Genomic DNA, 12,261 nt, shown 5'->3' on the forward strand with positions numbered 1-12,261 from the left:
TGACAGCGGACGACCATTCCCGTGATTAAGCCCGAATATTTTTATAACAATATTTTTTGCGGTAATTGACTTTCGGTTATAAAGAAGCTATTTCGATTTATATGAATATTGTGAATTTAAAATCTCGATGCCTGGGCGTGGGAGGGTTAACTTATTGAAATTTGCACACTTTTAATTGTCAACTAAGTGTACTTATCCCCCTGCTTTTAAAGTTCAATATTAAATTAAATCGGTCTTTGCCTTTGGGTCGCGTTCCCTTCGGTCTTTTGTCCAGGGGTTGCATGTCTTAATTGGGCGGCTATGATCACTCAAGTGTCATGTGATTCAGTTGTTCAACAGAGCCGTTGGGGTTGGATATGGATGACGATGATCTGGAGAGAGATAACCAGGGAATTGAACTAAATGCTCAGTTGGCTCCAGTAAAAAATGCCCACGATGGAATCCCCAGAGATTGGAAGGAGTCTGGAGTTCCACCCAGTACTGAAGCCATTCCGTATCAGATCAGAACGATTGATCACCGAGAGGAGCAACTCGCAAGTGAGCGTATATCTGTATTCGAGGAGATTGATCAAGGGCTGCCTGCCAAGAGGGGCATGGAACTCACTGGGTTAAAAAGATCACATTTCTATAAGTTGCTGGAGGATTATCGCAACGGAAAAAATATCGTTCGAAAACACAGGGGGACACCTATAGGAGGCAGTAGAGCAACGTCAGGACAGGTGGCAGCGCTCAGCAAAGCTTACGAAGCTCACTATAAAGGCCCAAAGGCGTCCATCAGTGAGTTGCTAAAGTGGGCCCGCCATTATTGTGAAGCTACTGGTGAAAAACCGGTAAGCCGTCATACGGCAAGAAAATTTCTTCTTAACATACCGGAAAAAGACCGTGACCGGAAGGTGCTCACTGCGGAGCAATTTGATCAAAAGTATGGCTTTAAGCCCAAAAAATTTATTATCGATGGTTTGTTGCGTCGTGTGTCAATGGATCATACTCGAGTGGATATATTGCTCGTCGATGAGTATAACAGGGATGTCATCATCGGGCGACCCTGGATAACCATGATCGTTTGTGACAGGTCAAGGGTAATCCTAGGGTTTTATCTAAGTATGGAAGCTCCGAGTATAAGTACAGTTGCTGCCGCATTGGCGTTTGCGGTTATGAATAAGCAAGGCAGTTTATTTAGTTTTTTGACTCATCCTGATGAGTATCCGTTTCATGGCATCCCGTTTGTAGTTTTCACCGACAATGCTGCAGAGTTTACGAGCGATGCCTTCATTCAGCAGTGCAAAGAATGGGGGATGGAGTGGGATCATCGCCCCATCGGCAAAAAATGGTACGGCGGGATAATAGAGCGTGTAATTGGCTCGTTCATGACCACTGGAGTGCATTTTCTTCCCGGTTCGACCGGGAGCAACGTGATGGAGCGACAAAGTTTTGAAAGCGAGTTAAACGCCAAAATGGACTTCAAGCAATGTGCGGAGTGGATGATGAAGGAAGTTACAGTTTACCATGGAAAAAAACAAGCCGCACTTGGTTGTACTCCGAGGCAAGCTTTCGCTCACTACAAAGCTCAAGGAAAGTATGACTCATCCAGAATTATTTCCACGGAGGATGCGCAGAGGTTTCTCATCGATTTTTGCCCAACCTCGTTCTCCCATAAGGTGCACCCGTATGGCATTAATTTCGCCGGCCGCAGGTATGCAAGTGATACTTTGGAAGACTATGTTGGCCAAAAGCTGGATGTGAAGTACTTGCAGCACGACCTTAACTATATTTGGGTGAAGACTCCTCATGCATTCCTAAAAATTCCTTGTTCTTACACTCGTGACGGGCTGTCTACACATTGGGAATCCTACTCGAATCACAAACAACTATCAAAGCGTATGCCAGCTTTGATTAACAAGGCAGACGGGACTATCGATGATGATTTCGCACTCGCTGCGATGGATCGGCAGGAAGAAATTCTTCAAGAAGCTGAGGCGCTGAAAACGGCTTTCATGAGTGCGCCGAAGCAGTTAGCTCTACCGCCACCACTTCCAGCCCCTCATTCCGTCGAGGGGGATGACCTAGAGGACGTCGAGGAATACCCTATTGAAGAAAGTAAAGTCTATGTTCAAACCGACGAAGGTGCTTGGGAGGAAGAAGATATTTTCCAACCACAGATAATCTTAGACCCCGAAGAGATAGACTTGCTGGTACCAGTGCTGATCATCGATTCTAAGGAGACTTGAGTTATGAGCGACCTCAGTCATGTGAAAGCCGACTTAAGGCACCTAATCGAGTTGCCGGCAGAACAACGGATCAAGATTTGCCGCCATGATATTTGGATCGATACTCCTCGTCTGAAGCCTTTGATGAATTGCTTGAATCACATGATCTATACGGAAAACCAGATACAGGCGTCAAGCATATTCATCTATGGCGAAGGTGGCGATGGGAAGTCGGCCTTGTTTCACCGTCTTCAGGATCTGGGTCACCTGTCAGGGAAAAAAATGGTATTCATCACCCTGACTGAAAATATTAACAGGTACAAATTGCACGATGCGATTTGCGAGCAGTTTCATGTGCACATCGGCAAGAGAACAACCGCTGCAAACAGAATCGATATCATACTTAAGAAAATCGAAGCGGGGGAAATTGGAGCGATCGTTATAGACGAGCTGTCAGATGCGATGCTTGAGGGGAATATCAACAAGAAAGTGATTTTATCGCTACTGCGCAGCCTTGCGGAAGGAAAGCTCAAGTTGTGCGTTATTGCTTTCGGTAACTCAGTAGCTCTCGAAGCGATCGCGCTTGATCGAGTTCTGGATCGGCGGTTTGTGCAATGGGAACTCCAAAAGTGGAAAAAAGATCAAGACTTTGTAAACTTCATTGCCACTTATGAAACGCATCTCCCGCTTAAGCTTGCATCTAATGTCGCATCTCCTAAGCTGAGGTCGCTTATTTACTCAAATTCACATGGTATTCTGGATAACATCGTGAAGATCCTCAAGTGTACCGCGATGGATGCTATCGAACAGGGAGCTGAGCGCATTTACCAAGATCAATTTAGCAACATCAATTCCCTCGCGGCAAAGTACGGCTTCAAAATCCACAATCCCGGAAAGCCTAAACAGAAATGATCATACTCTCGCCCTCACAGTATGCCACCGCCAACGATGTCTTGGCTGCGTTGACGCGTGAGGGTTCATTTTGCCTTGTCTCATCCGAGCCAGGCTTCGGCTTACCGACCTGCATGGCATATGTCAGATCGCGCCTGGCTAAGCCCATATTTACCATAGCAGATCACCCTGAACTTTCCGGGCTAGATCTTCTTGGTCAGCTCTATCATCAGCTACATATTGATGTGGAGTTTCAAGGGAAAAATGCAATACCTAAATTTGTGGTCGAGATTGTTACCTTGAGAGAGGTTTCGACGATATTTATCGATCACATTGACATATTTCTCGGCAATGAAAGCGCGAGGCGTCGTACTATCCAACAGATAAAGTCCATACTGATTGCGCTCCCATTAGTCAACATAGTAGTTTCTGGTCTGCATTCAGACATGTCGGCGATGCTTGATCTCCAGGGCTGCTCACTACACTTCGCTCAGACTTTCAGCTTGAAGGGCTTTCGAGATTTTAATGAATACCAAATTTTTTTTGAATCGATCCTTGCTGGATACCCACTTACGGAGTTTGCAAACGTATCCCTGGAAGTCCTTTACCACCAAACCAAAGGAAATCTCGGCGATACAATTCTGCGACTGTTCCACCCCGTGTACCTGTATAAAGGTAAAAGTAGATGACGGTCTGCATCGATTGCTTACCGATCGAGGGAGAACTTCTATCGTGCTGGCTTTACAGGCAGAGCAGGGTTTCTAGATACACGCCGCTTGGGCGTGAGGAACTCAGCCAAATGTGGTTGGCCTCGGCCCCGGCTGCTGATTTCGATCCGGACTTCTCGCTGAACTCCAGATTCGCGAATGCGGCGTGTGAGGCCGTACACATGAGTCCTGAACTCAGGGCAAATCTTATTCAACCACCTAGCAATTGGCTAATACCGCGCTTTTACAGGCGCACGTTTTGCTATCAGTGTTTGACTGAACAAGTTCGTGTGTGCGAACTTCCTACTTCGCTAAACTATTGGTGCGCCGTGGGTACAGTGATTTGCGCACGTCATAATATGCCTTTGATCGATGCTGCAGAGGTGTTCGGGCCTAAGCTGAGCATGGCCATGAGATTTTTCCAGATGCAGGTTGTACATAAAGAAAGGTATCTTTCAGCGTCCCGGTTTCAAGATGGAGTGCGCTCTATCAAGTCCTTGCAGTCGGTACAGGACATGCTCAAAAACTTTGAGATGAAGGCTATTCAGGGCGAGCTGGGCAACAACGCTCACGAGTCCTGGGAATGGGATTTCTCGAAATTCCTGATCTGCTTGATGCTCTATCCAAGGTTTGGCCTCATCAATCGTTACATGCGTAACGACGCTGCTTATCTTCAACTTCCGATGTTTCAACAGACGTTCACTCTCGGCCCTTTGATAGCCAGTATCGCTCACCGAAGGGTCGCGCTACTTATACTCGGCTGGCTTTACGAGGTCTTACCAGCGGATGAGTCGAACGTGATTGAGGCTCTGTTGGACGCAATAGGCCGCGCGATTGGATTTGCTGATGCCAATGGTTTGGGCTCATCGTGCAATGGTTTCTCGCCAGAACATGCTGCAGTCATTGCACGCCGACTTGTGCAATGGCATCCATTAATAGCCTCCTGCAGGGCTCAACAATTCATCGAGGGATTCACTGCCTCCACTGGAAAGTGAAGTGCGGATGACCTGCTGTCTGCGAATCGATATATGGGGCGAGGACAGGTCGCATGGATACTAAGTTTTTCTTGCTAACCGAAATCTCACTACCTTTGGGCCCTATCTGCCTAGACTGCTTACATGGCGATGCCTGGATATGGGTTGATTTCCTGGTAGCCATGCCACGCGTACGCGTTCTCCAATACTCGATACGTCAGAGCACAGAACGGGGGGCTCCTACATCAGCTCTTTGCACAGGCCTGGGGGGAGGGCACTCGCTAAGCGTAAAAAATCGTCGAATCAATTTTTCCTGTACAACATTATACTCACCATGGCCAGTGGGGAAGGAACTAAATAATGCCCGTGATTTTTGTGATCTATTTTTATCCAGATTCTTTCAGTGGTCTGCAGAGATCTGTAGCAACCGTTCTGATGTTTTCAAGAGTTCTTTAACTTTAATCGTTGAGCAAGCTGAAACAACTATCGCATCTATGCAAGGGATCATCTTGTGTCCATCGCTGCTGTCCAATAGTAAGTCGTCGAATAGCCCTAGATGATATCCACTGAGTCTCAGGATGCAGTAGGCGCCAAAACGCGGCGCTGCTTAAGGCCCGCGTCAGCGAGAAACTCCGGTTTCCCTGCATACCTGACCCTCCATTCAATCTTCCAAATGTGGTTGATGCTGTTCGCACAGATATCTAAGCGTATAGGTAACGCGATCACATTGTTCGACGCGGCCCTGCGTCTCGGTTTCTTCAATTCTCATGCTCGGTCACCCCACATCACGACCCAGCGGACGTAGAGCTATTTCAGCAACCCTAAGATGGGTTCAAGGAGCTGCTGACCTGGCGACCTTCACGTGTCCGCTCGGGTGATTCGCGCTACGGGTTTCTCAGCGATCAACCCATCTTCTTCAGATGGTTGATTACCGTATGCCTGGATATTCCCAGTCGCTTGGCAATCTCCGTCTGCCCCAGCCCTTGGTCTGCGAGCGCTTTGATTTGTGGTCGCAGCTCTTCTGACGCAGCAACCATAGGATGAGGCGCTTTGGAAGCTTGTAAAGGGATCTCGCTGGTCAACAAGCCCGAAACGGTTAGGTCTTCTCTGAGGTGTTCCAGAATCTGTTGGGGAGTTTCGCCTCGTTCTGAAGCGTAGGTCAGCAAGAGGAGCGTAAGCGGGTCTACTCCAAGGGCTTTCGCAAGATCATCGCTCACTTCAAGCGTGACCGATCGGGCGCCGGATTCGAGCCGGCTGACGTATGATTGATCGGCAGCCTGGCCCAGTTCCTGCTGCAACGAAGCTTGGCGCATCCGAAGGAATTGCAGAGCAGCAGCGAAAGATGTGCGCAGTGACATAAGCGTTCCTGTGTAAACGGAACGATATGCGGCATTTGCTTTGTATAAAACAAATGCCTATAGTCATCCACGCTCTACACTCGGCGAGCCCAGCCCCAGCGTTCGGCCCAGCCAGTCGTTTCCTCAATTTACGTCCAAATCGAAATCCAGCCCTGAAGCAAAGCAAGCCAGATTTTGACCTGGCAAGCCGTGGCCGGGCAGCAAGGCCCTGAGCATCAACATCATGCAGATACTTCTCTACTCTGACCTCCATGTCGAGTTCACACCTTTTCATCCACCAGAGATGGTGGCTGACCTCGTGGTGTTGGCTGGTGATATCAGCCTCCAAAGTCGTGGGGTTTTGTGGGCAAATGAGACCTTCAAAGCTCCAGTCGTGTACTGCGCTGGGAATCATGAGTGCTACAAAGGGCATATCGATCGAACAATCGAGAAGATGCGAGCAGCAGCGGCCCCTCACGTTCACGTGCTTGAAAACGAGTCGTGGGTCTTCGGGAATGTCAGATTCTTGGTGGGTACTGCATGGACGGATTTTTCGGCCACGGGGGATACGGTCGCCGCATCCGTGACCTGCGGCCGGGTGATGAACGACTTCAAAATGATTAGGGCCGACTCGAATTATCGGCGCTTGCGGCCGGCCGACCTCGTAGCCAAGAACCACGCCACGCGGGAGTTTCTTAGCCAGGAGCTGAGCCGGCCATTCACGGGGAAAACATTTGTCGTCACTCACCATGCCCCAATGGCTGAGGTAGCGGGCGATGAGCAGGATGGGCATGTCAGCGCTGCGTACTACAACAGGTGGCACTCCTTGGTGGAGCGGGCCGACTATTGGGCGTTCGGCCATACCCACTTATCCGTCGACACTGTCTTGGGTGGATGCCGTCTGCTGTCAAACCAGCGTGGTTATCCAGGTGAGGACTGCGGATTTGATCCGTTCAAATTAATCGAAATCAATTGAGGGATGGTGAGTAGCGTGAGTGCTTGTGAATTGGTCGGACTTCCACCGCTAGTTGTCCAGGCAGCCGGCATCGATTGGGGAGTCACGGTTGACGCGTACCTCATGAACGCGGCCCGCGTGGGTGATCGCATCACGGCAATGGTCTATTGCGATCTGTCGGGCGTCGGTAGCGATGGCATGACCGTTGTGACCCCGAAACTACGCATGGTGAAGCAGGAGGGTGGTTACACCTTAGTGCAAAGCATGACTGGCCTCGATCATTACGTGATTGTATCTGAGCTATCGGAACGTTCTCAAATTGGTGCGTGAATTGTCATCGCCTGATTATCCGCTGGGTTTTATCAAAGCTCGGCTGAGCTTTTACCTCGAAAACCTGTGGCTTTGTTAACTGAGTAAGCCTGCCAAGACCGGTGGTATACAACGGTTGAACTAGTTATTCCCGATCGGTGAGCACAGCCCTACTCACCATGCTCCTTCGCATCCACTACTCAAGGAAAGGTATGTCCGACCTAAAAAAGATGACCCTCACGGTCAAGAACTACAACGTCAAGGCGAGCGGTGATATCGACTCAATCTACGACAATGTACGTTGCGAAGATAGTGAGGGCAAGACGTTCCACTTTAAAGAAGTGGCGATGTTGGACTACTTAAAACGTCATGGCGCCATTGTGACTGACAGCCCGAGAACTTGGTATTACAAACATTTGAATAAAAAATCAATTGTTCTCGTGGCTTTTGAAAAGGGTAACGGAAAGGTCGAGTATGACCTAGATCATATGCGGCTGGTCGCTAGATCAAGCGTTCTGAAGGGTGTTGTGTTTGGGCTTGCGGCGATCCCCGCGGGTCTGATCATCGCGACCGCCACGTACGGAGTCGGGCTCTTGTTCATCCCTGTCTGCTTTTTCTACAGCTATAGAAGCCTGTTCAAAATCCCCAAAATGCTTCGTCGTAAGACGCTGGTAGACGACCTGGCCACTCACGGCGTTGTCGTTCGTTAGCCATCGGCGGCTACCTGGCTGGCCTGGCGCAGGTCGCCAGGTTCAGGCTTATGGCCACAGCCATCGGGATCAGCGCTACCTGAGCGGTATCGTAAAACCTCAATCGGGGATGATCAAAGGTCTATCGAGGATGGCGGATGAGAGAGCTGAAAATCATCGCGCCCTGCGCTCATTGGTCATTTTCTGGATGGAGTGGTCAGCATCGCTGCTTTAGGAACCGATACAACCAGATCGCGATGATTGCGCTGCAGGTATTCGGAAATTCGAAGATCGCGCAAGACTGGCTGGAGAGGCCTGTGCGTGGGCTAGGCTGTCGAGCCCCCTGCAGCCTGCTGTGCACGCTTTCAGGGTATGACGAGATTTATGACCTACTCATGCGTCTTGACCATGGCATCTTCACCTGAGCGTTAGCTCTGATCGGCACCTGGTCTGCCTAACCTCAAGAGATGGATCATAGCCATCCTCCGCCGCAGCCGCACTACAGCCGCTTGCATGCCTGCTGCCATCATAGTGATGTCAACTCCAGCGCTTGGTGGTAGTCTCCCTGCATTTCAAAGCCTCCGCTGCTGGACGGCCTCGCTTTTGATGGCCACAGCAGCCCCGTATGCAGCCCTTCGCTGAGGCTGGGATGCCGGGGCAGGGGGTGCTAACGAACGGGAGCAAGGGATGGCACGGAGAACGTTTTTTTCCTTCCATTATCAGGAAGACGTGTGGCGATGCTGGAATGTCAGGAATTGCCTGGTGGTCAGCAAGGATCAAGAAGCCCAGGGCTTCTTTGATGGCAGTGTATTCGAGGCCTCCAAGAGGGAAGGCGATGAAGCGCTGAAGACCTTCCTTCGCAACGGTCTCAACAACACTTCTGTAACGTGTGTACTCGCTGGCCAGTACACCGCCGGCAGGCGGTGGGTGCGGTACGAGATCGTGCGCAGTGTCCTGAAGGGCAACGGGCTGCTCATCGTTGATATCCATGGCGTGAGAAACAACGACAAGCAGCTCGGGGTGAAAGGCACAAACCCTCTGGATCAGGTGGGGCTGTATCTCGCCAACGGTAAAATTCTCTTCGCGGAGGTCAAGGGCGGAAAGTGGGTGAGGTATGAGGATTACACCCATGCCATTCCGGCCGCTGATCTCTGGTTCGATGCTCCTACCAGCAACGCGGTAGTCCCCCTTTCCAAGCACTGCATGCGATACGACTTCGCCGCTCAGAATGGCAGGGACAACATCGCTGCCTGGATCGAAACGGCGGCTGGGCTGGCTGGTCGTTAGAAATATAGTTCTTGGCGCGGTGGCTTACAGCAATCGACATTTCAGATCACTCAGGTATTGCACATGGCAGTTACACAGCGCCTGGCCGGCGTCAGGATCCACCTGTCCGGATCAAATAAAGAATCGAAACCAGAGATCGCTGCTTTCGTACAGAAGCTCGCAGCAAAGGTCTTCAGCGAAGGAGGCTCCATTGTCCATGGAAGTCATCCCTCATTCACTGCGCCCCTGCAGAAGGCAGCAGAAGACTTCATCGAGGCAGGCGGTAGCAAAGGTGCGCTCACGCTTGTTCGAGCGAAAAGCTTCTCGACCGACCAGTACACCGCTGAAATTGAAGCGCAGAGAGCATTTGCTTCTGTTGAAATCGTACCAGCAGATAATAGCAATGGCATCGCAGCAGACGGTCTGACCCCGATGCGTGATTGGATGGCGGATCGTTCTGACGTCGTTGTCTGCGTGGGGGGCGCTTGGTGGGACGTCAACAAAGCAAAAGCGGGCGTTCCCAATGAGCTTGATGCAATGCTTGAGCTCGGTAAGCCTGGCTTTGTTGTGGCTGGCTTCGGCGGGGCAATCGCAGGCTACCTCAAAGAAGACCCTTCGTTGTTATCTCGCCTGCGCAACGGCTTGTCTGAGGATGCCAATAAGGTCATTGCCGAAAGCACGTCCGAAGACCAGGTCGTGGATCTGATTGTCGAACAGCTGAAAAACCTGCCACTGAACCGGCGAAATATTTCGCGGGGTCGCAACTTCCGTATCTTGGCCCTGGACGGAGGAGGGCTCAGAGGTACCTTCACAGCGGCAGTCTTGGCCAAGTGGGACGACATGCTGAAGGCAGGTGGCGGGAACGATCTGATCTCGCACTTCGATCTGGTGGCTGGCACATCCACGGGCGCGATCTTGGCAATAGGGCTCGCCATGGGTTTGAAGCCACGTCAAATACTAGAGTTTTATGAAAAAAAGGGCCCTCAGATTTTTCCGAAGGATCGGAAGCTTCGGCACTGGCTCAAGTCCAAGCATGACTCGGCCACCCTACGCAGTCTGCTGACGGAGGTGTACGGGGACAAAACGCTGGCTGCAGATTCCCGCTGCCGTTTAGTGATTCCGACTGTCAGGGCCAAGCAAGGTCAGGCAGAGGCGATCGTCACCCCGCATAGCCCAGATCGCACCGCTTACCGAGATATCTCAGCCGTTGACGCTGCACTGGCGTCCTCCGCTGCCCCTACCTATTTTGACGAAGTTACCTTCAATGGGCCTGTCGCGTTGGAGACGTTCCTCGATGGTGGCGTATGGGCAAATAACCCCATCCTCCCGGCGCTGGCAGAAGCAGTTCGTTACCTGAAGATCCCTCTGGACAGGATCGATGTGCTTAGCATTGGCACACTCAGCAGTGAAAGCGATTTTACCGAGCAACTCGGAAAGGGCATGGCAGGTTGGGCACCTCACAGCGTTGATCTCTTTTTCGCCGCCCAGGAGCATGGTGCTCTGGTACTTGCGGAGAGCTTCCTGGGCCCAACACGTCACGTGCGCGTTAACCAACAGACGCCTGACGAAATCAAGATGGATGACGCCGAGGCTATCCAGGAGATGGCGCGACGCGGCAATGAGGCTGGTAAAGATCATTTTGCAGAGGTGCGCTCCAGATTCTTTGACGGCCAGCATGTTGATCCGTGGGAGCTGTTTTAAAACGGCATGGGCGCTTGGGAGATAGTCTCCCGACGCCCGTTTGGTTACTGACGTTTAATCGACCCTGATTGCGAGGCGGTCATGTCATTCATCTATCAGCTTGCTGTTTTGGGAGCGCCATCGGCCGAGCAACTCTCTGAGCTTGAAGCCGCCGTAGCCGATGCGGTTTCAATGTTTGGCTTGGGGTTGGGCCATGAAGTTGGCTGGGAAGTAGCTCCTGCTGCTTTCATTCCTCATCAGCAACGATCGGCCGCAGTCGTATTTTTCGGTGGTGTGGGCGCTGATCATCCCAGCCTGCCAAGCCTACTGCGTGGCGGCGTGCCTGTTGTCCCCGTCGTGTCCGATCTTGGTCGAGTCGCGACGGAAATCCCGGAAATCCTACGGCCATTGAATTGCTTAGCGTACCGCAATGGTGGGGCGAAGCGGGTAGCTGCCGCGCTTTTGGAGTGCGCAGGTCTGCTTCCGAAGCAACGTCGAGTCTTTGTCAGCTATCGGCGCGACGAGGCTCGGCAGGCTGCCCTGCAGATGTTCGACGCATTGTCTGCCAGGCATTTCGATGTTTTCCTCGATACCCATAGCATCGCGCCGGCTGAAGATTTCCAGACCATGCTATGGCATCGGCTTTGCGACTCTGACGTGCTCTTAATGCTCGACACGCCGGATTACTTCAACAGTCGATGGACGGCTGCCGAATTCGGAAGGGCGCTTGCCAAGGGTATTAGCGTTCTTCGTGTAGGGTGGCCTGAAGCCCAGCGCTCTACACGTCTTGGCACCGCAAGCTTGGCTGAGCTTGATGCGAGTGAGTTGGATGCCGCTTCTGGGCGGATTAGTGATCAGGCCATTGACCGTATCTGTCTTCAGCTCGAAGAGGTACGCAGCAAAAGTCATGCGGTGCGAACCGTTAACCTCGTGAGCAATCTGCGGAACGGCATCGAGCTCATTGGGGGCGAGGTGATTGGCATGGGCACCGGCCGCGGGATCCGGGTACGTCTGCCTGATGACCGAATGGTTGTGGTTTATCCAACAGTCGGAGTGCCGACTTCGACGACTATGCACGAAGCTTCAATGAACTCACCTGACGAATCCGTGGCCATACTCTATGACCATGTAGGGTTGCATCCCCAGTGGATGACTCACCTGGATTGGCTCGGGCAGCACATCCGAGCGACACGCTGGGTTAAGGCCACTGAAGCGGCCTGGCAATTTGCAGACTGGAGTGCATAGA

The 12,261-nt window shown here is 51.6% G+C and carries 12 protein-coding genes; 11 read left to right on the top strand and 1 reads right to left on the bottom strand.

What is annotated here, in order from left to right; all coding sequences use genetic code 11:
* Window positions 1-356 precede the first annotated feature (356 nt).
* From QU606_RS19345 to QU606_RS19360, 4 genes are all read left to right on the top strand, one after another.
* Complete coding sequence (locus QU606_RS19345) at window positions 357-2,228, top strand: transposase family protein (protein WP_304997353.1); 1,872 nt, start codon at window positions 357-359, stop codon at window positions 2,226-2,228.
* A 3-nt stretch (window positions 2,229-2,231) separates the two neighbouring features.
* Window positions 2,232-3,119, top strand: coding sequence for a TniB family NTP-binding protein (locus QU606_RS19350; protein WP_304997354.1), 888 nt, complete (start codon window positions 2,232-2,234; stop codon window positions 3,117-3,119).
* Window positions 3,116-3,787, top strand: a complete 672-nt coding sequence (locus tag QU606_RS19355; protein WP_304997355.1) for a hypothetical protein — start codon at window positions 3,116-3,118, stop codon at window positions 3,785-3,787. Before QU606_RS19350 ends, QU606_RS19355 begins: the two co-directional genes overlap by 4 nt.
* 377 nt (window positions 3,788-4,164) lie before the next feature.
* The gene (locus tag QU606_RS19360; protein ID WP_304997356.1) at window positions 4,165-4,800 is read left to right on the top strand and encodes a hypothetical protein; all 636 of its coding nucleotides are present in this window, start codon (window positions 4,165-4,167) and stop codon (window positions 4,798-4,800) included.
* Window positions 4,801-5,681: 881 nt separating this feature from the next.
* Here QU606_RS19360 and QU606_RS19365 read toward each other — a convergent pair.
* Window positions 5,682-6,137 carry a helix-turn-helix domain-containing protein gene (locus QU606_RS19365; protein ID WP_145015859.1) on the bottom strand — a complete coding sequence of 152 codons (456 nt, stop codon included), beginning with the start codon at window positions 6,135-6,137 and terminating at the stop codon, window positions 5,682-5,684.
* 223 nt (window positions 6,138-6,360) lie between these two features.
* Between QU606_RS19365 and QU606_RS19370 the strand changes: the two genes are divergently transcribed.
* The 7 genes from QU606_RS19370 to QU606_RS19400 all read left to right on the top strand — a co-directional run bounded on the left by QU606_RS19370 (window position 6,361) and on the right by QU606_RS19400 (window position 12,260).
* Entirely contained in the window at window positions 6,361-7,092 is a 732-nt protein-coding gene (locus tag QU606_RS19370) for a metallophosphoesterase (protein ID WP_145015861.1), read from the top strand.
* A 102-nt stretch (window positions 7,093-7,194) separates the two neighbouring features.
* Window positions 7,195-7,401: a hypothetical protein gene (locus QU606_RS19375; RefSeq protein ID WP_306108833.1), complete on the top strand. Its 207-nt coding sequence runs from the start codon at window positions 7,195-7,197 to the stop codon at window positions 7,399-7,401.
* A 191-nt stretch (window positions 7,402-7,592) separates the two neighbouring features.
* The gene (locus QU606_RS19380) at window positions 7,593-8,090 is read left to right on the top strand and encodes a hypothetical protein (RefSeq protein WP_304997357.1); all 498 of its coding nucleotides are present in this window, start codon (window positions 7,593-7,595) and stop codon (window positions 8,088-8,090) included.
* Between the two features lie 236 nt (window positions 8,091-8,326).
* The gene (locus QU606_RS19385; RefSeq protein WP_256676691.1) at window positions 8,327-8,494 is read left to right on the top strand and encodes an antitoxin Xre/MbcA/ParS toxin-binding domain-containing protein; all 168 of its coding nucleotides are present in this window, start codon (window positions 8,327-8,329) and stop codon (window positions 8,492-8,494) included.
* 262 nt (window positions 8,495-8,756) lie between these two features.
* Window positions 8,757-9,356, top strand: a complete 600-nt coding sequence (locus tag QU606_RS19390; protein ID WP_304997358.1) for a TIR domain-containing protein — start codon at window positions 8,757-8,759, stop codon at window positions 9,354-9,356.
* Window positions 9,357-9,419: 63 nt separating this feature from the next.
* The gene (locus QU606_RS19395) at window positions 9,420-11,036 is read left to right on the top strand and encodes a CBASS cGAMP-activated phospholipase (protein ID WP_304997359.1); all 1,617 of its coding nucleotides are present in this window, start codon (window positions 9,420-9,422) and stop codon (window positions 11,034-11,036) included.
* A gap of 81 nt (window positions 11,037-11,117) precedes the next feature.
* Window positions 11,118-12,260 (top strand): toll/interleukin-1 receptor domain-containing protein, encoded by a 1,143-nt coding sequence (locus QU606_RS19400; RefSeq protein WP_145015873.1) that lies wholly within the window; start codon window positions 11,118-11,120, stop codon window positions 12,258-12,260.
* Window position 12,261 lies beyond the last annotated feature (1 nt).

Origin of the sequence: Pseudomonas sp. OVF7, assembly GCF_030644265.1 — a bacterium.
Lineage (GTDB): Bacteria > Pseudomonadota > Gammaproteobacteria > Pseudomonadales > Pseudomonadaceae > Aquipseudomonas > Aquipseudomonas gorinensis.

Bases quoted from the DNA above. Each gene is read 5' to 3' on its own strand.
- QU606_RS19380 (WP_304997357.1), top strand. From the start codon at position 7,593: ATGTCCGACCTAAAAAAGATGACCCTCACGGTCAAGAACTACAACGTC.
- QU606_RS19395 (WP_304997359.1), top strand. From the start codon at position 9,420: ATGGCAGTTACACAGCGCCTGGCCGGCGTCAGGATCCACCTGTCCGGA.
- QU606_RS19385 (WP_256676691.1), top strand. From the start codon at position 8,327: ATGATTGCGCTGCAGGTATTCGGAAATTCGAAGATCGCGCAAGACTGG.
- QU606_RS19375 (WP_306108833.1), top strand. From the start codon at position 7,195: ATGAACGCGGCCCGCGTGGGTGATCGCATCACGGCAATGGTCTATTGC.
- QU606_RS19355 (WP_304997355.1), top strand. From the start codon at position 3,116: ATGATCATACTCTCGCCCTCACAGTATGCCACCGCCAACGATGTCTTG.
- QU606_RS19365 (WP_145015859.1), bottom strand. From the start codon at position 6,137: ATGTCACTGCGCACATCTTTCGCTGCTGCTCTGCAATTCCTTCGGATG.
- QU606_RS19400 (WP_145015873.1), top strand. From the start codon at position 11,118: ATGTCATTCATCTATCAGCTTGCTGTTTTGGGAGCGCCATCGGCCGAG.
- QU606_RS19350 (WP_304997354.1), top strand. From the start codon at position 2,232: ATGAGCGACCTCAGTCATGTGAAAGCCGACTTAAGGCACCTAATCGAG.
- QU606_RS19370 (WP_145015861.1), top strand. From the start codon at position 6,361: ATGCAGATACTTCTCTACTCTGACCTCCATGTCGAGTTCACACCTTTT.
- QU606_RS19390 (WP_304997358.1), top strand. From the start codon at position 8,757: ATGGCACGGAGAACGTTTTTTTCCTTCCATTATCAGGAAGACGTGTGG.
- QU606_RS19345 (WP_304997353.1), top strand. From the start codon at position 357: ATGGATGACGATGATCTGGAGAGAGATAACCAGGGAATTGAACTAAAT.
- QU606_RS19360 (WP_304997356.1), top strand. From the start codon at position 4,165: ATGCCTTTGATCGATGCTGCAGAGGTGTTCGGGCCTAAGCTGAGCATG.